This is a genomic window from Psychrobacter sp. PSi21 (assembly GCF_054960615.1).
Genome location: NZ_JBHNYR010000004.1, coordinates 54,630 through 80,575, shown reverse-complemented (window position 1 = coordinate 80,575; position 25,946 = coordinate 54,630). Strand labels below are relative to the sequence as shown.

Genomic DNA, 25,946 nt, shown 5'->3' with positions numbered 1-25,946 from the left:
AGCTGGATTGCTGCGCCACTATTAGCCCACTTGCGGCAGCTCATCAGCGCTTAATACTGCCAAATCATGCTGCTGCAAAAAGTTATTCAGCAGCTGATAACCCGCTTCACTCAATATTGATTCGGGGTGAAATTGTACCCCTTCAATCGCAAACTCACGATGGCGAAAGCCCATGATTTCTTCGATACTGTCATCGTTATTTTGAGTCCACGCCGTCACTTCCAAACAGTCAGGCAAATCGTTTTTATCCACTACTAAAGAATGATAGCGTGTCACTTGCGATGGACTAGGGAGGTTGGTAAACACCCCTTTATTATTATGATACACACTTGATAAGCGTCCATGCATCACCTGACCTGCTTTAATCACGTGACCGCCGAAAGCTTGCCCAATAGCTTGATGCCCCAAACAGATGCCCAAAATAGGAATCTCTCCCTGAAAGGTATCTATCACGGCCAAAGAGATGCCCGCCCGATCAGGGTCACAAGGGCCAGGACCAATCACAATCGCATCGGGTGCCAGTGCTTTGATGTCATCAATGCTCACCTGATCGTTACGCCAGACGGTGATGTCCTGCTGCAATTCACCGAAATACTGTACGATATTGTACGTAAAGCTGTCGTAATTATCGATCATCAGAATCATTATTGTTCCAACCTATAGGCTTTTATATATTGTTGAGTATTCAGTCACATCACGTGTGCAGTCAATGCGCTGTCACGCCGTGATGATAGGGTATCTTACCATTATTTATCGTGCTATCAAGCACTGCAAGGTAGCGCGACTTGAGTCATGCTGCCTTGATGATGGTATTTATTTGTCGCCCTGTGCAATAGTTATTAAATGGTGATAATAGTAAATTTGTAAACGCACCAAATAAGTGCGATTTCTTAAAAAACGCCCTATTTTGGTTCTGAAGCACCAAAAAGAAACAGGTAAATAACAGCTGTCTTACAAAAACACGTAAAATCCATTAATAAACGGCTATTTTGTCGTCAATCCGCCCTTGTTATAAATTGGCATAGCGTTTGCACCTATGGCTGCAATAGGATTTTACTTGATTTAAAATCAATAACAGTCCAGCATGGTTAGGCAAATATTGGTAGACTAATCTACGCAATAAGCAGGATCATAACGATGGACACAGCGCTAGGTGATGTAGCAGACACGCAAGATGCGTCACCACGCTACGAGGTCAACAAATAAAACATATACGACAATCATAAGGGAGACCATTCATGTCGAATAAACTACTAGATCTTATCCAATCCTCTAATGCGAAATGGGTTGATTTTCGTTTCACCGATACCCGCGGTAAAGAGCAGCACATCAGCTTCCCAGCATCGACTGTCGATGAAGATGTCATGGAAGATGGCAAAATGTTTGATGGTTCATCTATCGCTGGTTGGAAGGGCATTGAAGCGTCTGATATGATCTTGCGTCCTGATCCAGAGACAGCATTTATCGATCCGTTCTTTGATGCGGTTACTGTGGTTGTGACTTGCGATATCATCGAGCCATCAACGCTACAAGGCTATGATCGTGACCCACGCTCTATCGCCCACCGCGCTGAAGAATATTTAAAATCAACTGGTATCGGTGACACGGCTTACTTTGGCCCTGAGCCAGAATTCTTTGTCTTTGACGATGTGAAATGGTCAGTCGATATGTCTGGCGTGAGTCACAAGATCACAGCTGAAGAAGCCGCATGGTCGACCAATGAGTCGTACGAGTGGGGCAACATGGCGCACCGTCCACGTGTTAAAGGCGGTTATTTCCCAGTACCACCCATTGACAGCTCACACGACATGCGTTCTGTCATGTGTGAACGTATCGAAGAGATCGTTGGTGAAGGCCGCGTAGAAGTACATCATCACGAAGTGGCGTCTTGCCAGTCTGAGATTGGTGTTGCCTTCAACACGATGGTACGTAAAGCAGATGAAGTTCAGCAATTAAAATATGTGGTTCATAACGTGGCGCACCAGTTTGGTAAAACAGCGACCTTTATGCCAAAACCAATCGTTGGTGACAATGGTTCAGGTATGCACGTACATATGTCCATCTCAAAAGATGGTGTCAACACCTTCTCTGGCGATGAGTACGCGGGTCTGTCTGAAACGGCATTGTACTTCATTGGCGGTATCATCAAGCATGCCCGTGCGTTGAATGCGATTACCAATCCATCAACGAACAGCTATAAGCGCCTTGTACCGCATTACGAAGCACCGATTAAGCTTGCTTATTCAGCGTCGAACCGTTCAGCGTCTATTCGTGTGCCACACGTATCAAGTCCAAAAGCGGTACGTATCGAAGCGCGTTTCCCAGATCCAACGGCGAACCCATACTTAGCATTTGCAGCGCTACTCATGGCAGGCCTTGACGGTATCCAGAACAAAATGCATCCAGGTGAAGCTGCTGACAAGAACTTGTATGACTTGCCACCAGAAGAAGAAGCACAAATCCCAACGGTTGCAGAGAGTCTAGATGTTGCGCTACAAGCATTAAAAGACGATCATGACTTCTTGTTAAAAGGCGATGTGTTTACCAAAGACATGCTAGAAGCCTTTATCGCGCTGAAAGAAGATGAAGTACAACGTTTGAATGTCACTGTACATCCTGTTGAATTTGACATGTACTACAGCTGCTAATTGACAGTCTGCCTATAGCGGTGACGTGATAGGCAGATCATGATAAATACGCCAGAAGGCGCACCAAAGCATGCACTTTCTATTGTATTTACAGCAAAAAACCCCCAGTTAAGGATAACTTGACTGGGGTTTTTTATGAGCCATTGTCGCATTCTTTGAGAAATTATCAGTAAAATGCCGCATAATAGCCATGAACCCTACGCTTGCTGACTGGCATTGATGCGTGCTTATTTGACTTAATTAGGTGGACTGACGATGTACTTATTTTCCAAACGATCACAACCCTTGAGTGCCAAAAAGCGCGCTTCACTAAGCCTTTGTGCCAGTGTATTGACGGCTGCTGGTATGTTCTATGCGCCCATGCTGAGTGCCGCACCGATTTATAAAGTTGTGGATGAAGAAACAGGGCAGGTGACCTTTACCGATCGCCCGCAGTCATACGAGCAGCAGGCAGGCAAGCAGGTGAGTCAGACCAGTGTGAGTACAGGTGCCAGCAGTGAGGTGCCAGCACCAGTGACTGAAACCCGAGGTAACACTGACTTACCAGCACCTACGACCACAAGACCAACACGTAGCATCAACTACCAAATGGCGATGACTGAGCCCAGCACCGAGCGTGCTTATCAGCGCCCAGCACAAAGTATCGTCATTGCACTTGATGTGCAGCCTGCGCTGCAAAACGGTGATAACGTCAATATTTACTTGGATGATGAACAAATCGGGCAAGGTCTTAGTGCCTCTGTTGCGACAGTAGATTTGCAGCCAGGCGCGCACAATATTCGCGCGGTATTGACAACCACATCAGGACAAACGCGCCAACAAATCAGTCGCACCGTGTATGTCATTCAAAATACTATGATGCTGCAGCGTAAAAAGAAACTGGCTGAGCAGCTGCTTGCTTATGAGCGCCTGCCGTGGCACCAAAAGCTGTTGCTAAAAATGCGCGGCAATAATGATTCTACAGCGCAATAACGAAGGCTTGGTAGTAAAGCGGTTATCAGCGTATAAACAAAAGGGCAGACATAATAACCATGTCTGCCCTTTTTGTGACTTGTTTGCTGTGCTCATAATGATGCTGATTTACGCTGTCACTTATTTGCTCAGCTCAATGGTACCATCAGCGGTGACAGAAATGGTGCTATTACCTGATTCAAAATTTTGGCTGGGCACCGAGGCGTCAGCCATCTCAGCCTTCATACTCATACCGCGATACATGGGTACAGGATAGTTGTTGTTTGAGTTTAGATTGACGGAGACGATGCGGTAGCCGCGTGCGTTCCATGCCGTGGTGAGCTCGCGTGCCTGCTTTTGAAAGGCTTTTGAGGCATCAAGCATCAGCTGTTGTTCGACGCTGTCTTTTTTCTTCTCAGACACCCCAAAGCTTAAGTTATCCATGACCAAGGTCTCTTGCAAGTCGGCAATCAATTGACTGGTTGCGGTAAAGTCGGTGCTTTTTAGGTCAATATTGGCCTGTCCTGTCCAGCCGATGATTTTGTCATTTTTATCATAGCGCGGATAAGTACTTTGCTGGCCTGTGGTGACGGTAACGCTTGGATAGCGCTTGGCGACAGCCATTGCATTATTGACCACGGTGTTGATATTGGTTGCCAGTGTCTTGGCATTAGTGGCTTGCATTTTTTTGTATAGGCTGGCACGGACTTCGTCATTAGGGATTTCAGACTTGACTTGCGTATTGAAGCTGACTTGATTGTAGCCAGTGGTTTCTGCGTGCGCGCTGCCCATCATGGCAGTCAATAAGCAGGCAGCACCCGTGCAAGCAGCAAGTTTGTGGCGTAATGGGGTAGTCATAATCGTCTCCTTAATAAAATAGGGTCAAGCAATATGGTTAAAAAAATCCTCAATTAAAAAATAGATCATCGCGTTTTGTGAGTGGTGGTCACCCTCGATGCTGTCATGAGCAGTTGGGGTGATATACCACCAAACAGTGATTACCGAAAATCCTTTATCTAAAATAGCAAACACCAAACATCCATCTGTAATATTTTTGTCAGCATGGTTGCTGCGGTGTGTACGGCGCACAGGGTGGCTGTGTATTTTCTTAATTCGGTGACCGCTGGCTGATGATTATTGATACGGTTTATCATATCGTTCATGTTAATAGTAGCTGCTGCGTGGCGACTGTTTACTCATGGGTGGGGTATCATGACATGCCCAATGTGTGACGGTTAGACCTAGAAAAGGCCAAAAACGCAAATATTGCATTTATTTTACAGTAGGGGTTGCAATACTGAAAAATTCTTGTATAATTCGTGACTGGTGGCTCCATTGGTAGCCTCGCAACATTGTTCTATGAATCCCGCCAGGACCGGAAGGTAGCAACGGTAATAGATTTGATGTGTGCCGAGGATGTGCTGATGGAGTCGCTTTTTTGCCTGTTATTTGGTCAATTGCTCAGTAACGCATCAGAGTCAAACAGTCTCCCCAGTGTGGTGATATGCCCCAGTAATGATACTGGGCTTTTTTGTGCCCAAAATATACGTAGCGCGTCATCATTCTGTATGAATATTTAAGTTTTACTTATAACAATACGTTAAGATATAGCCTACTGATGTGGGTTAATAAAGTAGGCTTAGGACAGGTTATGAAGATATTTGTATGGTCATTCATTATTATTATGATACTGACGGTCGTTTTTGGCGTATCAATCTTTAATAGATTGGTACGTGCGCGCAATCAAGCCAAAAATGGTTTTGCTCAAATTGATGTACAGCTTAAGCGTCGTCACGATTTGATTCCAAATTTGGTAGAGACGGCCAAGCGTTATCTGACACATGAAGAAGAAACGCTCACGCGGGTCATCAGTGCGCGCAACCGTGCGCAAAGTTTGCAAGATGCCAGCGGTCATCAGCCTGAGTCACTAGAACATATGGCACTGTTCGCTCAAGCGGAAGGTTTGCTTTCAAAGGCACTGGGGCAGTTTTATGCCGTGGCCGAAGCGTACCCTGAGCTAAAAGCCGACAGTATGATCAAAGAGCTGATGGATGAGTTGACCAATACCGAAAATAGGATTGGTTTTGCGCGTCAGCATTATAATGACAGCGTGATGTTTTATAACAATGACCGCGAGATTTTTCCAAATAGTGTGATCAGCTCGATGTTTGGCTTTCGACCACTCAGTCCGTTGGTGTTTGCCGATAAAAAAACGATTGAGCAAGCGCCTGTTGTGGATTTTAGTTAGTGAAGATTGTGGGTAGATTGTGGCGGTGCGTAACCTGATGAAACAGATGGATTTTTTTACTGAGCAGCGTAGCAGAACACGGCGCAGCTTACTGCTGTATGGTCTGTTTTTTTTGTTTGTATTGGCACATATGCTGGTGGCGCTGGGCATCATGGCACTGTTGCTAACAGTATTTACCGATGGTATTTATCATTGGGTGATGGTCGTGGTGGTCGCGGGTATACTGCTTAGCTTTTTGCTGGGCAGTTATCTGGAATATCGTCGTTTGCGTGCTGGTGGACGAGCCATTGCTAAGCGTATTGGAGCAGTGCGCTTGTTTGTTGACCACAGCCAAGATGAGTGGGTGCATAGCGCAGGCGTGGCGCACCAACATGAACCTGCATCGCCTGTGCGTTATACGGTGCAGCATATTGCGGTGCGCGCGCAAGCAGATTTTCCACCTATTTATCGCCGCTATTATGAGTTTGCGCAGCAGATGGCCATTGCTTCAGGCGTTAGCATGCCCATATTGTATGTGCTGCCTAACGAGCAGGGGGTCAACGGCTTTGTCGCTGGTCGCCATGCCCATGATATGGTGATGGTGGTTACTCAAGGAGCGTTAGATAAGCTGTCTGATGAAGGGTTATATGGTCTGCTTGGACACGAATATGGGCACATCAAACACGGTGATGCCCGCTTTAATCTACAGTTGATGGTGGTGCTGGCGGGGTTGCAGCTGCTTTATGACTGGAGTGACCCTATTGTCAGTACTGCCACGCGCGCCCATTTTGGTGATCGATCAGAAACATCGTTACCTGCCGCTCAGCGTCATATTGATGCGCAAGCACGGTTTACCGAGGCACAAACGGCACATTTTACGACCCATGCCGAGTGGGTGGCGTATTGGCAGCAGTCGTCATCTGTGAGCCAGCACCAGACGCCGACACGGTTACAAGGGAGTACGCTTGGTTTTGGTCAGCCAATAGAGCGCAGTCCGTGGCGACTTTTGATTCATGGGCTGAGTTTCTCGAGCATGGCCAGTGCGCAGTTGATCAAGCACAGCTTTAATCGTGAGCGAGAATTACTGGCCGATGCTACTAGCGTGCAATTGACCCGATCCCCCGCGATTTTGGAGACGCTAAAGACGATTCATCAAGATGCGCTTGGTTCAAGGCTGTCGTATGTTGCCGATATGAATGGTCTGAGTCATTTTTTCTTTGCCAGTAGCGGTGCTGATCTGGGTGAGGTGTCTTGGTTTTCAACCCATCCGAGCTTGGCAGAGCGTATGCAAAGCATCAGCGCTGAGGATTATCAGGACTTCTCGCAGCAGGTGGCTGTTGACACACGCCGCCGCCAGCAGCAGATAAAAGAACTCTACGCCCAGCGCCGCCGTGGTGATTGGACAGATAGTATGACGCAGTCTAAGCCTCAGCCTGAGTTACCAAGTGATCAAGACGATGCTGAAGCGGGTCTGACATTTACCCCAGAGCAAGAGGTCATTGTCGATGGTCGTCTGCAAGTAGATCCAAAAGCAGTAGGGCTGGATCAGTTACTACAGCCTTGGCAGACACTGCCTCATGATAATCTGCCCAAAGATACAGCAGTGAGTGTGCATGATGTCAGTAAGGTGTCATTACCGCAGTGTGTGATTGATCACAGTTATCATCCCCTTGGTGCGCTGGCCTTGATTGAGGTGGTGCTACTGTGCCACCAAAGCCATGCGTTATCGACAGCAGCGACTTATGGGCTGGCTGGTATTTGGGGCATGCGGCCGACTCAATCGTCAACCGATACCCAGAAGACATCAGACAAGATACTGGCGCATACCATAGACCAATCGCTGCTAGAAGCTGTGGCTAATCTGGACCGCCGGCTCGATCATGGACTGATTGTTAAAGCATGTACGCAGCTTGGAAAGCATGACTTATCTGCCTCTGCAGTGTCACAGTCACAGCGTGATAGCGAGAACAGCCATCATCATCAAATCATACAAACGTATCAAAAGCAGCATAAATACCGCACTATGTTGCTGCGTTACCAGCAAGGATTGCTGACATGCTTGGAGCAGCAACTGGCAACGTCTTTGACCAATATGCTTGATTTTCATGATGATTCAAATACTGGCAGCACTAAGCATCAGCAGGTAGCGCCGCGATATGTCGTTCGTCCGCACATGCAGGCTTCGTTGCTGGCACTTTGGCAAGCATTGCAGTTACAAACTGTCTGGCCTGTATTGAATGATGTGCTGGGCGGTACGATGGCAGATGATGAGATGTCAGTCTCGATACAGGATCAACAAGATCAGCTTTTGCAAGCTGGGTTACAAGAGATCATGGCTCAGCTTGATCCGTCAGGACTGACATTTAAAGGGCTGGCTGCACCTGAGCGGGTGCTACTGATTTTGTTTGCATATCGTCTGTCAGTAGATGGTAGTAGCAGTGAAAGCAATAATGATGACAAGGCCAACTTTGTGCTGGACTTGCGGCGGCATGCGCGCTTAATTGACTTAGATATCAAGGCCGTAAGTGATGCCAATTTGCAATGGCTATTGCTGACCGCGCAGCATTTAAACAGCATTCAGCTTTTTGCATTGCTTGAGTGCATACCGACAAAGTGTGAGGCGCAGCAGCCCGAATCATCCATGAATGAGACCGCGAAGTTGCAGCAGAAAAGGGCGCAAATAGATTATAATACCTATCGGCGCTGGCTAAGCACCTTGCACACCATCATGTTACACGATACGATAATCAGCCAAGATGAGTACGACTGTTTGACAGCCTGCTCCCAGCGCTGGATTGGTACGCGCACATTGATAGACTGATGTCAGTATAGCGCCCAAACAGTGTGCCATCATTTGCGTTCCCAGTCTGTTTGAACACGCCGTAATTAGGACAATAGTACGCTATGAGTGACACCGCCCAGCAACGAGTACGACAGCGACAAAAGCAGCAGCGCCAAATTTTGGCCATGCTGGGTATTGAGCAATGGATACAACCGACGTCGCCAACCATGCCGATGCAACAGATTGCTGAGATGAGCACGGCGGCGCACATTGTACTCCCTACCGAGCTGAACGCTGCTGCACCAGTAACAACGATCGCTGCGCCTCCTGATGAGCAACCAAAGCAGGCACAATGGGCAAGTGATAACAACGGTCACGCTAATATCGAGCAAACAGATGGCGAGCAAAACCACGATGAAGCCGTACGATCTATCACTACGGCTGAATCAGTAGCTGATGCCAGTTATAGTGAGTACAGCGAATATGCCCCGGCTACGGATGATCATTTTGAGATCCTTGATTCCGAGACGCAGGCAGGCAGGGTCTTTAGTCTGGATAGCATTGATGAGCCGCCTGCTACGCACACGTCAGAAACCAGCAATGCCGATGTCAACAATGAAGCGGTTGTCGCACCTTTTACCTTACAAGGCGGCCGTTATGGTAACTGGATCGTACTGGTAGATATGCAAGCGTTACATAGTGACAGCCAAAAACTATGGCACAATATTGTCCAAGCGCTATCATTGTCTTGTGAAACCAGCTCATTTCCTATTTGCGCGGGTATGGATAGCGCCGAGCTTGCCAATGCCAGTCTTGCTGGTTACTTGTTTAAGATTGGCCGCCGTGATGATTTGGCAGTCGCCGCGCTAACCACATTGCCTGACAACCTTGCTCACCCACATTTGACCCCTGTGCCGACACTCGATGCGATGTTGGCTGATACCAATCTGAAGCGTGCGTTTTGGCAGCAGCTGTCAGCAGACACGGCGACAAGTTCATAATAATGAGCTGCTTAGCCATTATCATCAAGACTGACGTGATTATTCACCTACGTATCTTAACTTTTATCAACCCTCAACCTTAGGACAATCATCATGACCGCTACGTTTCACCGTTTACCCAATTTTTGTGCTGGCCCTGCCACCATGCCGACCGCTGTCTTAGCACAAGCGCAAGAGGATCTGCTGGATTGGCAGGGTCGTGGCATGTCGGTGATGGAGATGAGTCATCGCAGCAAAGATTATGTGGCGATCACTCAAAAAGCAGAAACCCAGCTGCGTCGCCTAATGGCTATTCCTGACAATTACAAAGTATTATTTTTACAGGGTGGGGCGAGCTTACAGTTTTCAGCCATACCCTTAAATTTATTAAATGGAGGTCGTGCTGATTATTTAACGACTGGTGCTTGGTCAGGCAAAGCGATTAAAGAAGCACAGCGTTACGCGGCACTGGGCTTAGGTGAAATCAACTTGGTCGCCACAGGGAAAAACAACAACTTTACTGATGTGCCTGATCCAAGTGGCTGGCAGTCCAGCGATGACGCTGCTTATTTTCATTACTGTGCTAATGAGACCATTCATGGTTTGCAAATATTTGAGCCACCAAAAGTCGGCGCGCCACTTATCGCTGATATGTCATCGTCTATCCTGTCTGACTCGATTAATGTTTCTGACTTTGGTATGATTTATGCGGGTGCCCAAAAAAATATCGGGCCTGCGGGTTTGGTGATCGTTATTATCCGTGAAGACTTGTTGGATCAAGCGAGCGAATGGTGCCCACTGCTAATGAATTATAAGCATCAAGCAGAGAAAGCATCCATGTCAAACACCCCAGCGACCTATTCATGGTACTTGGCGGGATTGGTTTTTGACTGGTTAGAAGATCAAGGTGGCGTGGCGGCGATTGGTAAAATCAACCAACAAAAAGCCAAACTTTTGTATGATACTATTGATCAAAGTGCTTTTTATAGCAACCCAGTTGCCAAGCAGTACCGCTCTATCATGAACGTGCCGTTTACGTTAGCAGACAGTGGTCTGGACGGTCTGTTTTTAGCAGAATCAGAGGCAGCTGGCTTGTTAAATCTGAAAGGACATCGCGACGTAGGCGGTATGCGTGCCAGCATTTATAACGCGGTACCGCTCGAATGGGTACAGCAATTGGTAGGCTTTATGCAAGATTTTGAGAAAAAATATGGTTAACTGAGTACTTGCTAAGTGATTCAGCGTGGTTTAGCGCGTGCTCACTGACCTTACGCAATAGCATATGGATTCATCGCGATATTGCGATTAAGACGATCGCCTCAGTGGTCGTCTTAATTTTTTGTCAAACCGCTTAATAGTCTATTAACCATCATAGGAAAAAACAACAATAGGCATTAAGGAGACAGTGATGAACGGTCAACAATCATATTCGACGTATAAAAACTGGATTAAGCAGTCAGTGGCCATCTTGTTTGGTGCGCTGATTTTTACGCAAGCTCAATCATCCACTCATCATATTGTTGAAGCGGGAGAGACGTTAAGCGGTATTGCAAAACAGTATAGTCTATCAAAAACGGCATTGATCGATGCCAATGGTTTAGAAGTTAGTCGCCTTAGTACTGGTCAGGTGCTTAACATTCCTCACAAAAATACCAAACATAACTTATATAGAGTCAAACGCGGCGATAGCTTGACAGGCTTGGCACAAAGATATGGTGTTGACCTCAATGAGCTGGCTCAAATCAACAAAATCAGCCCACAAGCAGGACTGCTCATCGATAGTACTCTGATCATACCTACTGCGAAAATAGCAACACCAACAGAGACCAATCTTGTTGCTGTCACCTCAGAAAAACCTGCTGCTGATAATGATGCTGAATCGACTCAAAAAAACGCTCAAGCTGCGCCGCCCCGCGTCAAAAAAGCAAAAAATTCTACCAGTGCGCCATCAGATAAACATCAAGTGAAATATGGCGAGACATTGTCAAAAATCGCAGCAATGTATCAACTGGATGTGCGCCGTTTGGCAGATGCAAACAATTTAGACGTGAATGATACCTTATATTTTGGTCGATATTTGGTTATTCCAAAAACGTCAAGTGAGTCAAGCAGTCGTCAACAGCGTACAACGACTAAGGTCACTGCCGCCCCGCGCACCTACACAGTACAACGAGGGGATACCTTAATGGGTATTGCCAATACCTTTAATACCAACTTTATGGAAATCGCCAAGCTGACGGGCGTATCCCCTTATGCTGAGCTAGAGATCGGTCAAAAACTTACGTTACCAAACGATGCGACAATAAAGGCTGCGGATAATACCTACTGATTTGAAGGGGCTTGATGCACTGGTACGGTTTTCTGCTGTTTGGCAAATGATTAGGTGAAAAAAGCGAAGTTTGTTATGATAAAAAACGGTGACGCCGCCATATTGGCTCGGGCGCAAAGTGATTATGATAACGACGATGATAAAAAAACGGCCTTTTTTTCTTGCTTATTTACCACGCAGCGCAGGCATACGCCAAGGCGTATATGCACCTGTTTGTGCATCGGATATAGGTCAGACCAGCACGCATTTTTTGCTGCATCAGCTCTTTAACGCTTTATTTAGCAAATCTTCTGTTATCAAGTATTTTCATCCCCGTTCGATGCTTGCGCGTACTTTATGTGCCACCGTGCTATTGCTTGCCCCGTTTATTGCTCATGCCGAGATCATTACCACTACTGCGCTTGGGCACAATAGTACTGCAGAGTATGCGCGCGCGCCGTATATGCCTTATGCCAACCCGAAAGCACCAAAAGGCGGTATGCTATCCTTAGACACACGCGGCACCTTTAATAGCGCCAATAGATGGATGACCACGGGTATTCCGATGGTAGGCACAGGCTATCTATATGATACCTTGATGACGGGCTCATTAAATGAAGCCTTTACCATGTATCCGCAGCTGGCAAGTAAGGTGACTTATGATCCTGACGATACCAGCTGGATCATTTATCATATCAACCCTAGCGCACGATTTTGGGATGGGTCGTCCGTCACCAGTGCTGATGTCAAAGCCACCTACGATGCCCTATTGACCAAAGGGCCAATGCATATTCGCAGTTACCTGAGCGATATCAAAGCCGTTCAAGTGGTCGATACCCATCAAGTCAAATTTGTATTTAATTCTGATGATAACAAAGAAATTTTACTTACGGTGGGTCAGTTTCCTGTCTTTTCTAAACCCTCAGTAGAGCGCGATTTTGAAAAAATCAGTTTGCAACCGCTGATGGGTAGTGGTCCTTACCAGCTTGGACGCGTTGATGTTGGGCGCTCGATTAATTATGTGCGTGATCCCAATTACTGGGGCCGTGATTTGATGGTCAATCGTGGCCGTTATAACTTTGATCGCATTAAATTTGTCTATTATCAAAGTGATGAGATTGCATTTGAAGGATTTAAATCAGGACAATATCGCTTTCGTCCTGAAAACCGCGCGTCCAATTGGGCCACAGGCTATAATTTTCCTGCGGTCAAAGCGGGACTTATTGTCAAAGAGCTGATTGACGATCACAATCCTGTGCCGATGCAGGGGCTGGTCATGAACCAGCGCCGCCCTTTGTTTCAAGATATCCGTGTGCGGCAAGCGTTGACCTTTGCTTATGATTTTGAGTGGATGAATAAAACCTTGTTTCATGGTCAATATGAACGTTTGCAAAGTTTTTTTCATCACTCAGAGCTGGCGGCAACAGGAACGCCATCAGCTGCTGAGATGAAGGTGTTAACGCCTCTACTGTCTAAGCTTGAACCGAGTCAGCGCCAAGCGGTACTGGCTGAGTGGCAGCTGCCGATCAGTGATGGTCAGGGCTTTAACCGTGAAGGGCTGCTAAAAGCGCGTCAGTTGCTGCTTGATGCTGGGTTTTATTATCATGATATGATGCTGTATCAACCAAGCGGTAAGCGCGCAAGTATTGAAATCTTGATGACAGGTGATACGCTAGATCGTGTGCTGTTGCCTTATGTTCGTAACTTGCAACGCTTGGGCTTTGATGCAAGCCTGCGCCAAGTGGATGCACCGCAGTATACGGAGCGGATGCGCCGTTTTGACTATGATATGGTAGTCGATGTCTTTCAGCAAAGTCTGTCACCAGGCGCTGAACAGGCTGGGTATTGGGGCAGCCGTGCGGCTGATGAAGACGGCAATCAAAATACCATTGGTATCAAAAACTCAGCCATCGACAGTGTGATTGAGGACTTGGGTAATGCTGATAGTCGTGAGCAAATCGTACTTTACACGCAGGTTCTCGACCGTTTGCTGCGCTCAGGGTATTATCTGGTACCGCTATACGGTCGGTCGGCCACCCCTGTGGCTTATTGGGATCAATACCGCCATGTCAAAACCCTACCAACCAATGCCGTTGGTATTGATTACTGGTGGTCAGATAAGGACGCTGAAGCACGGATCAATCGCTATTTGGGCCAGTGATAGCCCGATAACAAAATATAAGAACAGATCGCGCCCTAACATTCATTGATAAAAAAATAATAGACCCTGTGTCGTAAGGACTGAACATGAGTATTCGTATCCATCCCATTAAGGCATTTAGTGATAACTACATTTGGACTTTGATTAATGAGAATAACAAGCAGGCCATTGTCATTGACCCCGGTCAAGCAGCGCCTGTGACTACCTACTTGGAGGCGGAAGGGCTGGAGTTGACTGCGATTTGGATCACACACCATCATCATGACCATACTGGCGGTGTTGCTGAGCTACAAGAATACTTTCCCATGACGCATATCGTGGCGCATGGCGAACACGGACTTCAAGAAGATCAAACCATCAAAGACGGCAGCACGGTCAGTTCATGGGGTTATTCCGCGCAGGTTTGGGATGTGTCAGGCCATACTGCAAGTCACATGGCTTATATTGTAGATATCGATGGTCACAAGCATTGCTTTTGTGGTGATACGTTGTTTAGCGGTGGCTGCGGCCGCGTCTTTTCGGGCACGATTGAGCAGCTTTATGACAGCCTTGAGCGTCTAGACGAGTTGCCTGCAGAGACGCGCTGCTACCCCGCCCATGAATATACCGCCAACAATTTGCGCTTTGGATTATCTATTGAACCTGATAATGCTGCGATGCAGCAGGCCTTGGCGCAAGCACAACAACAAACAGAACAAGGCGTGCCAACGCTGCCAGTCACCATCGAGCACGAACGCGCAGTCAATGTGTTTTTACGCACAGAACAGTCCAGTGTGATCGCAGGTGTGAGGGCTTTGACCGCTTTGGATGATGATAAACCACTAACGGTATTTGCCGCCTTGCGTGAGCTGAAAAATAACTTTTAAATAAAGATGATAAAGTCATCTCTTTAGGCGTCAGCGCTGCGGTACATCGTGGGTTTGTTATTTAGGAATTATGCATCATGGGTCGATATATCTTAAAACGACTGCTACTCATATTACCGACGTTATTTTTGATATTGTTGGCCAATTTTGTGATCGTGCAAGCGGCTCCTGGTGGTCCTGTTGAGCAGCAAATCGCCTTGATTGAGCAAGGCGCAAAAGACAATGCACTCAATGCCAATGTTGGGGCAGGATCCGCAGGGGGGAGCGATAGTAATTATCAAGGCACGCGCGGACTGTCTGATGAGATGGTCGCGGCGATCAAGGCACAATACGGTTTCGATAAATCGGCACCTGAGCGCTTTTGGATCATGCTCAAAAACTATGTCCAGCTTGATTTTGGCAAGTCATTCTTCAAGGGGCAGCCTGTTACCGACTTGATTGTAGAAAAGCTGCCCGTTTCGATATCACTTGGTCTTTGGAGTACGCTGCTGATTTATCTGATTGCGATACCACTGGGTATTTATAAGGCAATGCATCATGGCTCAGGTGTCGATAAAGCGACGGCCATGCTGCTGGCAATAGGACATGCGATACCAGTATTTGTATTCGCCGTGATCTTGCTGGTGTTTTTTGCAGGTGGAAGCTACTGGAATATTTTTCCGCTGCAAGGACTGACATCAGAAAATTTTGATCAGTTATCGCTCATCGGCAAAATAAAAGATTACTTTTGGCATTTGGCTTTGCCGCTGCTGGCAAGTACGGTAGGCGGTTTTGCAGGTTTGACCTATTTAACCAAGTTTAGCTTTTTAGAGGAGCTGGGCAAGCAGTATGTTCTGACCGCACGTGCCAAGGGGTTACGCGAACGGCAAGTGCTGTATGGGCATGTGTTTCGCAATGCTATGCTGATTATCATTGCGGGTATTCCCGCGGCAATTGTGGGTATCTTTTTTGCCAGCAACTTTTTGATTGAGATTATCTTTAAATTGGATGGTCTAGGTCTGCTTGGCTTTGAGGCCATTCAGCAGCGTGATTATCCAGTGATTTTTGGAACCTTGTTTATTTTTACCTTGGTGGGTTTGCTGTTGCAACTGGTGAGTGACTTGAGTTATCACTTGGTTGATCCACGTATTGATTTTGAGGGGCGCTGATGTTGAATCCGATTTGGCAAGCGCGCCTAAACCGTTTTCGTCGTAATCGCCTGGGCGTGGTCTCGCTGCTGGTTTTTTTGGTGATTTTTACACTGTGTATGCTCGCCAATGTGATTGCCAATGACAAGCCGCTGATCGTCAAGTACCAAGGCGATTATTATTTTCCCGTACTCAAAGCCTATCCTGAAACGACTTTTGGCGGGGTTTTTGAAACGCAGGCCAATTATAAAGACCCTGTGGTGCAGTCGCTCATTGAAGCGGATGGCTATTATGTCATGCCGCCAATTGCCTTTGCTGACCAAACGCCCAATGTCGAGCTGGGTTTGCCATATCCTGCACCGCCCAACAGCCAAAACTGGCTTGGTACCGATGACATGGGCCGTGACGTATTGGCGAGAATTTTATATGGTATGCGGATATCTCTCTTGTTTGGGTTGGCCTTGACGCTGGCTGGGGCGCTGATTGGGATCATCGTTGGGGCAATCCAAGGCTACTATGGCGGCTGGGTTGATCTGGCAGGCCAGCGGTTTATGGAAGTCTGGGGCGGGATGCCGCAGCTGTTTATGATTATTATTTTGGTCAGTTTATTTAGTCCCAGTATTACGATACTGTTTGCTATGATGCTACTCTTTGGCTGGATGGGACTGGTGGGGCTGGTGCGTGCTGAGTTTTTACGTGCGCGTAACTTTGATTATGTGCGGGCCGCGCGTAACTTGGGCGTGTCCGATTACCAAATCATGTACAGGCATATTTTGCCTAATGCACTGGCCTCCAGCCTCTCGCAGCTGCCATTTATTTTGACTGCAAATATCATTGCGCTGACTGCGCTGGACTTTTTGGGTTATGGTTTGCCGCCAGGTTCACCGTCACTTGGGGAGCTGATGGTGCAAGGCAAAGACAATTTAGAAGCGCCATGGTTGGCATTGTCAGGATTCTTTAGCCTGACCATCATGCTGTCGTTACTTATTTTTATTGGCGAAGCGCTACGTGATGCGTTTGATCCGAGGCGCTCTTGATATGACCACCATACCGCATACCATAATGAATAACGATACCCGCGTGGCTTCAGCGCCCGTATTGACAGTCGATGGTTTGAGCATCAAGACGAGAAAAGGTGCTACCTTGGTAGATAAGCTGTCTTATCAGTTGCATCAGGGACAAACACTAGCCATCGTGGGCGAATCAGGCTCAGGGAAGTCGATTGCCAGCTTGGCACTGCTGGGGCTATTACCTACCAGCTTAACCGTAACAGGTACGGCAACACTGGCAGAGATTGGCGCGTTACCCTTAACGGACAGTCAGAGTGATGGTGCACTGTGGCGCACCATTCGTGGTCAAAAAATTGGCATGATATTTCAAGAGCCAATGACCGCGCTCAATCCGCTGCATACGGTCGCCAAACAAATTGCAGAATCGCTGCGTCTTGCTGGTGTATCCAAAAAACAGTGGCCAGCGCGCAGCTTGGCGTTACTACAAGACGTAAATATCACGGCACCTAAAGACAAGCTCAAGCGTTACCCTCATGAGCTGTCTGGCGGGCAACGCCAGCGGGTGATGATCGCTATGGCGCTGGCGCAGCAACCTGATATCTTGATTGCTGATGAGCCGACGACGGCGCTGGATGTGACCTTACAGCACGAGATTTTGACGCTGCTGGATCGCTTAAAGCGTGAGCACAATATGGCGATGGTGCTGATTAGCCACGATTTGAATTTGGTTAAACGCTATAGTGATGACGTCATTGTCATGCAGCGAGGTCAAGTCATTGAGCAAGGCGACACTGCAAATATATTTCACCAACCCAAAGCCGAATATACCCGCATGCTGATTGAGCAAGATTTTGGTCAAGCATTGTCGTTACCCGAGGGGGATGAGAATTCATCCGTGCTATTGGTGAACGATCTACAAGTACAGTTTTCTGCAGAAAAAAGCCTATTTGGTGGTACGAAGCGCTGGTTTGATGCGGTAAATGGTCTCAATATGCAACTGACTGCAGGGCAGGCCATCGGGATCGTGGGCGAGTCGGGATCTGGCAAAACCACCACTGCGCTTGCGTTATGCCGCTTGCTGAGTCATCAAGCACGGGTACAAGGCACTGTGCGCATTCATGGGCAAGACATGCTGGCACTATCAAAGTCAGCGCTGCGTCATTCTCGTGCCAATGTGCAGATGGTTTTTCAAGATCCCTTTGCCAGTATTAACCCGCGCATGACAGTGATGCAAATTATCGAAGAAGGCTTACTGGTGCAAGGGATAGACAAGGCCACCCGCGAGAAAGCGGTGCTTGAAAGCTTGACCACAGTACATCTGCCAACTGCTTTTGCCACACGCTATCCCCATGAGCTGTCGGGCGGTCAGCGTCAGCGGGTGGCACTGGCGCGTGCGCTGGTGATGCAGCCACGCCTGTTGATCTTGGATGAGCCAACCTCGGCGCTAGACAGCAGCACACAAGTGACAGTGGTTGAGTTGCTGCGAGAAATACAGGCCACCAGACAGCTCAGCTATGTGTTTATCAGTCATGATCTCAAAGTCGTGCGTGCGCTTTGTCAACATATTATGGTACTAAAGGATGGGGTCTGCGTCGAAGCGGGAGCGACAGAGACTATCTTTGCGCAGCCAAACCACCCTTATGCCAAGCGCTTATTGCAGGCAAGTATGGGCGCGCCTTAAGCTTGATAAAATAGCTCTGTTAAAAAAAGGACGCCGAGGCGTCCTTTTTTTGGTGAAGCTGATGAAAGCACCGATACAACTGGAATAGCCTACAAGGCTACCTTATGGTGGGCGTTAAAATGATGGCTGTCGTTTGGGCACTGCTCCCAAAAACTCATTGCGTGCCTGATTGTCATGGACAAATTCGCCCAGCATTGCGGTACTGCGGGTAGTGGAATGCTGCTTATTGACACCGCGCATCATCATACACATATGAGCGGCATCCATCACCACAGCCACGCCGCGACAACCAGTGACATCCATGATGGTTTGCGCCACTTGTTCGCTGAGGTTTTCTTGAATCTGTAGGCGACGCGCAAACATATCGACAATGCGCGCAAACTTTGACAAACCAAGCACTTGTCCATTGGGTAAATAGCCAATATGAGCGACGCCATGAAATGGCAGCATATGGTGCTCACAGAGTGAGTGAAATTCAATATTTTGTACCAACACCAACTCGCGATTGGTCGATGGGAACACAGCATCATTGACCACATCACTTAGGTTTTGATGATAGCCTTGCGTTAAGTAGGCAAACGCTTTTGCTGCTCGCATAGGGGTTTCAACAAGACCTGGACGCGTCAAATCTTCACCTGTCGAGCTGATCAATTGACGGTAAGAATCAACGCTTTCTTGGTAATCTGAGACTATTGTTGGGGTGTTACTCATAAGTTTGGCAGCCATCCAAAATGTGGGTATAGCTTAACGGTAAATCCTATTTTGTAAAGGATTTTTGTAAAAATTGTGCAAGCTGGAAGAGGTTGTGATTATACTTGAAATCCGCTCAACTTCATACCGTTGTCAGTCAGCGCTTGCGTCAAGCCAAAAGCTTTTTATACTGCCACACGCGGTATAGTTTACGACTGTTTACTTAATTTGATTCGTGTATAATGAGATATCTGTATTTTTGATTGTACTTTTTACTGTATTGCTGAGTCTCAGCAATAGTTATTTACCCTACCGATTGGATTTCATCGGTACATAAGGAGCGATTATGCTACTTCAAGGACAGCGTTTTGTCGTCACTGGTATCGCCAGCAAACTCTCTATTGCATGGGCGATTGCTGAAGCACTACACCGTGAGGGCGCGTCTTTAATCTTGACCTATCCCAATGACAAAATTAAAAAACGTGTGGACATGGCAGCCGAGCATTTTGAAGCAGACTTGGTCGTCGAGTGCGATGTGGCCTCTGATGACTCTATTGACGCATGCTTTGCTCAAGTAGCTGCGCATTGGGGTGATGGTATTGATGGTATCGTTCACGCCATTGGTTTTGCACCGATGGATCAGCTGGATGGCGATTTTACCAATGCGACCACACGTGAAGGCAGCCAAATTGCTCATGACATTTCAAGCTATAGCTTTGTTGCACTTGCCAAGGCAGGCCGTGAACTATTGGCCATGCGTCATGGCTCTATGCTGACCTTGACTTATGAAGGCAGTATTTCAGTATTGCCAAACTATAATGTCATGGGCATGGCAAAAGCCAGCCTTGAGTCTAGTGTGCGCTATTTGGCCACCTCGCTTGGCGGCGAAGGCATTCGTGTCAATGCTATCTCAGCAGGTCCAATTCGTACTTTAGCAGCCAGCGGTATCAAGTCATTCCGCAAAATGTTAGACATCAGCGAAAAAATCGCCCCGCTACAGCGTAACGTCAATCAAATGGAAGTGGGCAATGCCGCCTTGTTCCTCTTGTCGCCGTGGGCCTCAGGCATTACTGGCGAAATCTTATTTGTCGATGCTGGCTTTAACACGGTTGCCATCAGTGAGCAATTGATGACGATCGGTGACTCAGAGTAGCTGCGTATCCGTCACAATGATGGTGTGTCATAGCGGCTTGTGCGTAACAGATAATCGTGTATAACCCAAAAAAAGACAGCCAAGCGGCTGTTTTTTTTGGTTATACTATGAGCTTTTGTGGCCAAATAGACCCTTAGGCGGTGCTGATGATCACTAAGCTACCAAGATGGATATTGTGGGGCGGGGCAGTCTTAGCCTTTAGTGCAGGCTGCGTCAATACCGCTGCATTGATAGGTTTTACCAGTCTATCGGTGTCGCATGTAACAGGCAATGTTAGCCTCTTTGCTGCGGCTATTGCGCATTTTGATGGACGTAGCCTATTATATATTGGTGCCTCATTATTGTCGTTTTTGGCGGGAGCCATATTAAGCGGCTTTGTCATTGGGCAGACCTCACTTAAGCTCGGACGACGCTATGGCCGTGCGCTTTATATCGAGGCGGCGCTGTTGTTCTTAAGTTACCTACTATACCAAGATCATGATTATTTGGGTCAGTTAACCGCAGCGATGGCATGCGGTCTACAAAACGCCATGGTGGCCACTTATAGCGGTGCAGTGATTCGTACCACGCATTTGACGGGACTGACTTCTGATATGGGGGCTGCCATCGGTAACTGGCTGGCAGGACGGACAATCAGTAAGCCGACACTCGGTTTCCAAGCCATTATTTGGTACTGCTTTTGCGGTGGGAGTGTGGTTGGTGCCTTTGCCTACGCACATGTGGGTTATGCAGCGCTATTGATACCCAGCAGTATTGTCTTGATTACAGCGCTGCTCTATAGCCATGCGTCAGAACACTTGCCTGAAAAACGCGAAGAAAAACAGCCATCATAGCGGCGTAAATATGATGACTGCTTAAAAAGAAGGTCAATATGGATTCTGATTAAACATATGCTGGGTATTTTTTGGTATGATCTACGTCGCTAGCAGTATCAGTTATTGATCGTCGTCTTCATGATTTTCGTGCTCATGCATACCTTGCATCATGTCAAGTGCCGAGTCATCCGTGCGCTGCTGGTCTTCTTTGGCCAGTGCGTCTTGGTTGATATCTTTTGGCGCCATTTTGGTGGTAACGTCAGTTTTATTTGGGTTTGTCATGACATACTCCTGATGGTTTTATTTATTGTCTTTATGATAAATATACTATTTAATGAGGATCGCCTGCCACGATATGATTGCTATCGCTACAAAGTATTGGCCGATTAACTGAGTATGTGACATCGTTTTTAGCTTGTATAGCAGTAAATGATAGTGATTTGATAACTTTGTGTAACTGATAAATAAGATAAAAAATAGATATATATGTCTAAACACCTGATAGTTAAATAGGTTTTACTATCAGTAATATGCTTTTTTATCAATAAAGTGGCTAAATAGCGATTATAACGTGACGTTATAATGTTAATAAAATGTATTTAGAATAGAAATGACGCGACCATAAAAAATTCCGATATACTGACAAAATTTTAACGAATTTAGTACTGATACAATACTATTTTGTGACTGATGCATATTGGACTTTTTAATTTGACGACCTCTCTGAATACGATAAGGATAATTTATGTCAGAGCAAAAATTAGATGGCCATCTGCCTAATGATGGTAACGAGTATCTGTTTACAGATACATTCCCAAAGGGAACGGGAAAAGGGCTGATTATAGTCGTAATTGCGGCGATCATTAGTTTTGTTATTTATAATGTATTACCATTTGAGGTCAGTGCCAATAAAGGGTTGGCAATGCTGTTCTTCATCGGCGTGTTGTGGTTGACTGAGGCGATACACGTCACTATCACTGCGCTTTTGGTGGTTGTAGTAGGGGCATTGATTAATATTCCTGATTTCGATGCCAAAATAGGATTACAAAGCTTTTCTAGCCCCATTATTTATCTGTTTTTTGGTGGCTTTGCGTTGGCAGCAGCGCTTCATGTGCAAAAGCTCGATAGAAAAATTGCGCTAAAGATTTTATCGATGTCTGGCGGTAAGCTGGGTACAGCGGTATTATTGATTTTTGGTGTGACTGCCTTTTTGTCTATGTGGATTTCAAACACGGCTACCACGGCGATGATGCTACCGCTGGCACTGGGTATCTTGACTCAAGTGGACAGTAAAGAAGACCGTGGTACCTTTGTCTTTGTACTACTCGGTATCGCTTATTCAGCAAGTTTGGGTGGTTTGGGTACAATTGTTGGTTCGCCGCCGAATGCCATTGCCGCAAAAGCGCTTGAGATTACGTTTGTTGATTGGATGAAGTTCGGTATCCCAATGATGTTGCTATTGTTACCTGTGCTTTTGGGTACCATGTATTTCGTATTAAAACCCAACCTCAACCGTAAGATGACGCTACAACAAGATGAGTCTATTCCTTGGACTAAGACGCGTATTTTAACGATTGCCATATTTATTCTGACGGCAGGTAGCTGGATGCTGTCCAAAAAAATCGGTGCCGCATTTGACATTGGTAGTATGGATTCTATCATTGCACTATTAGCAGCAGCAGCTGTTGTAAGTTTTGGCTTAGTATCTTGGAAGCAAGTATCGGATAATACGGATTGGGGTGTGCTCATGCTATTTGGTGGCGGTATTGCGCTATCAAATATCCTAAAAGTATCAGGCGCATCATTAGTTTTGGGCGAAACCGTTGCTAGCGGCTTAGCCAATGCACCATTATTAGTAGTGATGATTGCGATCTCTGCATTCATTATATTTTTGACAGAGTTTGCATCCAACACGGCATCAGCTGCGCTCTTAGTCCCTGTATTTTTGGCAATTGCAGAGTATATGGGCCTGCCGCACGAAGTCTTAGTACTCATTATCGGTATTGGTGCTTCTTGTGCCTTTATGCTACCAGTAGCCACACCACCAAACGCCATTGTATTTGGTACTGGTTTGATCAAGCAAACAGAAATGATGCGTATTGGTGTCATTTTGAATATTATTGCTACCTTTCTCATTGGCTTCTGGGCATATTTCTTCTTACTATAAACCGTGTTTCTTACATTTTATCATGGAAAATGAAACCCATAAAAAAACCGATATCTATAAGATGTCGGTTTTTTTGTTTATAACAGATTTAAAAGTGCCGTTATTCTGGTTCAGACAGCCAGATCCAACCATTTTCTAACCATTCCATCATCTCATCTGGGTCAATATTGACCACATCTGTGGCACTGATGCTGTCACCATCGGCCAATCGTATCAGCAAGGCAGCACTGGCATCATCGAGGCCATCTACACGTTGCCCATTAACATAGAGGGTTACATTGCCATTATGGTGATTGTACAGTATGCGGCTGCTATAGTCCGCTTGCAATACCGCGCCTTGAGCCAGCGTCTCAAGTAACTCGTCAGTATCGACAGTTTCTTCAGGTACCAGCGCATCATATTGTCGCTTACTGACCACTTCGCTGACCGCTTGACGCATGATATCAGCACCGCGCTCTGATTGTAATAATGTCAGCAGTTGGGCGCTAATGGCATTAATACTATCGGCTTGTAGTGCTCCTGAAGCTTGCTGTGCTTGCGGCAATAGCATCGGCACAAAAAGACTGCTGTCGTTAGTGGCCACATCAGCGAGACTGTCGATCACTTGCATCAGATTAGGGCGGCGACAGCCAAAAGAAAAGGTTAAGCAGTCATCCTGAGCCACACCAAAATGAGAAAGTTTAGGCGGTACATAGAGCACGTCGCCAGCCTCTAAGACCTCATCAAAAATAATATCACCCATGTCATCAAAGATACGAATCGGCTCGCCTGCGACAAACTCGGTCTGCTCATCACAAAATTTGCCCAGCTGCCAGCGGCGCTGACCACAGCCTTGTGCCAAAAACACATCATAATCATCATAATGCTTGCCTACTGAGCCACCTTTGGGCGCGTAAGAAACCATGATGTCATCACGTTGCCACTGAGGTACAAAGTCAAATGCCTGCCACAGTTGACCCAGCTCAGGCGACCACTGCTCAAGGTTTTGTACCAGTACCGTCCATTTCTCAGGTAATTCAGCAAAGTCGGACTCGGTCAGGGGGCTTTTTTTGAGTTGCCACTGTGTTGGTGCGGCATCATCATCGCTTGTAGTATGACCAACAGCCTCTGGTTGCTCGGTGATTAGACGCGCTGAGGCATCTTCGTCTAACGCTAAGCCTAAGATATCTTCAGGATCAAACATACCGATCAACTGAGGTAGTCCTTGCTTGATCAATAATGGTTTTTTTTGCCAATACTCTGATAAAAATTGTTCAGGAGAAATGTGATCAGGTAAACAAAGTGGTAAAGTGCTCATGGAAGGACTCATAGTGTTGGATTGGTTTAAAATAATGCCTAGTGCTACTTTAGAAAAAGCATATAATCGTTTATGATTGCCAATCATATTGCGATGTTATTGGCGTATGCCATCTGTAGGATATTTATGAAAAAACTTAGTGTTATTATGCTGCTGGCCAGTACTTTTTTCTTGCAAGCGTGTGTGCATAAGATCGTCACAGTACCCGCTAAAATCGCCTATAAGACCACCAAGGGGGTAGTGAAAGGTACGGTCGCGGTGGGTAAAGCCATCATACCTGGCGATAGTGATGACGACAAAAAGGACGACTAACTGCCGATTGGCAATGAAGTGGCAGTTTTTTAAAGCGGCGCTTCTATTTCCTGAGACGGCGAAAGATACCATTTAATCTTGCGGTATCCACTTTATAAAGACTTAGCGACACATTAGCTTGTTGCTGGTAACTGGACGCGGCGTTTGTTATATAAAGACAATAAGGCCGCAATCAGCCCACCGATAAGTGCCAATGCCATATCTTTGTGCGCATCCCATATGTCGCCTTGCTGGCCATTGTAGGCTTCGGCGGCATCTGGTGATAACGTGGAGGCAATGGCCCATTCTAATAGTTCATAAAGCATGCTTGATGACATATTGATCATCAGCGCAATGACGATCATACGCTTTATCGATCGAATACCAAAAAGCGTTCTTGAGATTTCAATCATCATGGCAAATAACAATAGGCCGTAACTAAAGTGTACGAGCCTATCGTACATATTACGCTGCCAGCCAAACAAATCATTTAACCGTATACCAAATAATGACTGTATCCAGTCATCATAAGGCACATAGGAGTATAGATACCGTGCACCTACGATATGAATGATCAAAAACAGCGACGCGAGCATATAGGCGCGCGTACTAACACGCCAATAGCGGTAAGCCGCGAACATCAATGCCAAAAACAGAAGTGTGCCAAGCTGATGCAGCAAATAGCTTGACCATGCGAGCGGCTCAATACTGGCCAGCACCATTGCTGTAAATACAGCAATGGTGCTGGCAATCACGCCTTTAGACGTATTTAACATATGGCTAACGTATCAG

At 46.6% G+C, this 25,946-nt stretch carries 22 protein-coding genes and 1 other RNA gene; 17 read left to right on the top strand and 6 right to left on the bottom strand.

Features of this window, described 5'->3' with window-relative positions; translation table 11 throughout:
* Positions 1-21 precede the first annotated feature (21 nt).
* A complete protein-coding gene (locus ACFI32_RS03990; RefSeq protein ID WP_462625209.1) occupies positions 22-645 on the bottom strand; it encodes an anthranilate synthase component II in 624 nt (207 codons plus the stop codon).
* 593 nt (positions 646-1,238) lie between these two features.
* Between ACFI32_RS03990 and glnA the strand changes: the two genes are divergently transcribed.
* Together glnA and ACFI32_RS03980 are read left to right on the top strand one after the other, a co-directional pair.
* Positions 1,239-2,648, top strand: a complete 1,410-nt coding sequence (glnA, locus tag ACFI32_RS03985) for a type I glutamate--ammonia ligase (RefSeq protein WP_462625208.1) — start codon at positions 1,239-1,241, stop codon at positions 2,646-2,648.
* A 255-nt stretch (positions 2,649-2,903) separates the two neighbouring features.
* On the top strand, positions 2,904-3,620 hold the full coding sequence (locus tag ACFI32_RS03980; protein ID WP_462625207.1) for a DUF4124 domain-containing protein: 717 nt from the start codon (positions 2,904-2,906) through the stop codon (positions 3,618-3,620).
* Between the two features lie 120 nt (positions 3,621-3,740).
* Here ACFI32_RS03980 and ACFI32_RS03975 read toward each other — a convergent pair whose 3' ends face one another.
* On the bottom strand, positions 3,741-4,457 hold the full coding sequence (locus ACFI32_RS03975) for an SIMPL domain-containing protein (RefSeq protein ID WP_462625206.1): 717 nt from the start codon (positions 4,455-4,457) through the stop codon (positions 3,741-3,743).
* A gap of 475 nt (positions 4,458-4,932) precedes the next feature.
* Here ACFI32_RS03975 and ffs point away from each other — a divergent pair.
* The 11 genes from ffs (at position 4,933) to ACFI32_RS03920 (ending at position 18,741) form a co-directional block, all read left to right on the top strand.
* Positions 4,933-5,029: signal recognition particle sRNA small type (gene ffs / locus ACFI32_RS03970), an RNA gene on the top strand.
* Positions 5,030-5,250: 221 nt separating this feature from the next.
* A complete protein-coding gene (locus tag ACFI32_RS03965; RefSeq protein WP_462625205.1) occupies positions 5,251-5,847 on the top strand; it encodes a LemA family protein in 597 nt (198 codons plus the stop codon).
* Positions 5,848-5,893: 46 nt separating this feature from the next.
* Positions 5,894-8,647: a M48 family metalloprotease gene (locus tag ACFI32_RS03960; protein WP_462625204.1), complete on the top strand. Its 2,754-nt coding sequence runs from the start codon at positions 5,894-5,896 to the stop codon at positions 8,645-8,647.
* 83 nt (positions 8,648-8,730) lie between these two features.
* On the top strand, positions 8,731-9,609 hold the full coding sequence (locus tag ACFI32_RS03955) for a hypothetical protein (RefSeq protein WP_462625203.1): 879 nt from the start codon (positions 8,731-8,733) through the stop codon (positions 9,607-9,609).
* Positions 9,610-9,702: 93 nt separating this feature from the next.
* Positions 9,703-10,806, top strand: coding sequence for a 3-phosphoserine/phosphohydroxythreonine transaminase (gene serC, locus ACFI32_RS03950; RefSeq protein ID WP_462625202.1), 1,104 nt, complete (start codon positions 9,703-9,705; stop codon positions 10,804-10,806).
* A 190-nt stretch (positions 10,807-10,996) separates the two neighbouring features.
* The gene (locus tag ACFI32_RS03945; protein WP_462625201.1) at positions 10,997-11,917 is read left to right on the top strand and encodes a LysM peptidoglycan-binding domain-containing protein; all 921 of its coding nucleotides are present in this window, start codon (positions 10,997-10,999) and stop codon (positions 11,915-11,917) included.
* Between the two features lie 319 nt (positions 11,918-12,236).
* On the top strand, positions 12,237-14,057 hold the full coding sequence (locus ACFI32_RS03940) for an extracellular solute-binding protein (RefSeq protein WP_462625310.1): 1,821 nt from the start codon (positions 12,237-12,239) through the stop codon (positions 14,055-14,057).
* 86 nt (positions 14,058-14,143) lie between these two features.
* Complete coding sequence (gloB, locus tag ACFI32_RS03935) at positions 14,144-14,923, top strand: hydroxyacylglutathione hydrolase (RefSeq protein ID WP_462625200.1); 780 nt, start codon at positions 14,144-14,146, stop codon at positions 14,921-14,923.
* Between the two features lie 77 nt (positions 14,924-15,000).
* Positions 15,001-16,071, top strand: coding sequence for a microcin C ABC transporter permease YejB (yejB, locus tag ACFI32_RS03930; protein ID WP_462625199.1), 1,071 nt, complete (start codon positions 15,001-15,003; stop codon positions 16,069-16,071).
* Positions 16,071-17,087, top strand: a complete 1,017-nt coding sequence (locus tag ACFI32_RS03925) for an ABC transporter permease (protein ID WP_462625198.1) — start codon at positions 16,071-16,073, stop codon at positions 17,085-17,087. The genes yejB and ACFI32_RS03925 overlap by 1 nt, the downstream gene beginning before the upstream one ends.
* 1 nt (position 17,088) lies before the next feature.
* Positions 17,089-18,741 carry an ABC transporter ATP-binding protein gene (locus ACFI32_RS03920; RefSeq protein ID WP_462625197.1) on the top strand — a complete coding sequence of 551 codons (1,653 nt, stop codon included), beginning with the start codon at positions 17,089-17,091 and terminating at the stop codon, positions 18,739-18,741.
* Between the two features lie 114 nt (positions 18,742-18,855).
* Here the strand turns inward: ACFI32_RS03920 and folE are convergent, their stop codons facing one another.
* Entirely contained in the window at positions 18,856-19,452 is a 597-nt protein-coding gene (gene folE / locus ACFI32_RS03915; protein ID WP_462625196.1) for a GTP cyclohydrolase I FolE, read from the bottom strand.
* Between the two features lie 325 nt (positions 19,453-19,777).
* Here folE and ACFI32_RS03910 point away from each other — a divergent pair, with 325 nt between their 5' ends.
* Positions 19,778-20,584: an enoyl-ACP reductase FabI gene (locus ACFI32_RS03910; RefSeq protein WP_462625195.1), complete on the top strand. Its 807-nt coding sequence runs from the start codon at positions 19,778-19,780 to the stop codon at positions 20,582-20,584.
* Positions 20,585-20,730: 146 nt separating this feature from the next.
* Positions 20,731-21,417 carry a YoaK family protein gene (locus ACFI32_RS03905; protein ID WP_462625194.1) on the top strand — a complete coding sequence of 229 codons (687 nt, stop codon included), beginning with the start codon at positions 20,731-20,733 and terminating at the stop codon, positions 21,415-21,417.
* Between the two features lie 102 nt (positions 21,418-21,519).
* Here ACFI32_RS03905 and ACFI32_RS03900 read toward each other — a convergent pair whose 3' ends face one another.
* Positions 21,520-21,681: a hypothetical protein gene (locus tag ACFI32_RS03900; RefSeq protein WP_462625193.1), complete on the bottom strand. Its 162-nt coding sequence runs from the start codon at positions 21,679-21,681 to the stop codon at positions 21,520-21,522.
* Positions 21,682-22,144: 463 nt separating this feature from the next.
* On the opposite strand from ACFI32_RS03900, the gene ACFI32_RS03895 reads away from it, so the two are divergent.
* Positions 22,145-23,566: an SLC13 family permease gene (locus ACFI32_RS03895; protein WP_462625192.1), complete on the top strand. Its 1,422-nt coding sequence runs from the start codon at positions 22,145-22,147 to the stop codon at positions 23,564-23,566.
* Positions 23,567-23,666: 100 nt separating this feature from the next.
* Here ACFI32_RS03895 and ACFI32_RS03890 read toward each other — a convergent pair whose 3' ends face one another.
* Complete coding sequence (locus tag ACFI32_RS03890; protein ID WP_462625191.1) at positions 23,667-24,863, bottom strand: JmjC domain-containing protein; 1,197 nt, start codon at positions 24,861-24,863, stop codon at positions 23,667-23,669.
* 126 nt (positions 24,864-24,989) lie between these two features.
* On the opposite strand from ACFI32_RS03890, the gene ACFI32_RS03885 reads away from it, so the two are divergent.
* Positions 24,990-25,175: an NF038104 family lipoprotein gene (locus ACFI32_RS03885; protein WP_462625190.1), complete on the top strand. Its 186-nt coding sequence runs from the start codon at positions 24,990-24,992 to the stop codon at positions 25,173-25,175.
* 113 nt (positions 25,176-25,288) lie between these two features.
* Here ACFI32_RS03885 and ACFI32_RS03880 read toward each other — a convergent pair whose 3' ends face one another.
* Positions 25,289-25,930 carry a DUF2238 domain-containing protein gene (locus ACFI32_RS03880; protein ID WP_462625189.1) on the bottom strand — a complete coding sequence of 214 codons (642 nt, stop codon included), beginning with the start codon at positions 25,928-25,930 and terminating at the stop codon, positions 25,289-25,291.
* Between the last annotated feature and the right edge of the window lie 16 nt (positions 25,931-25,946).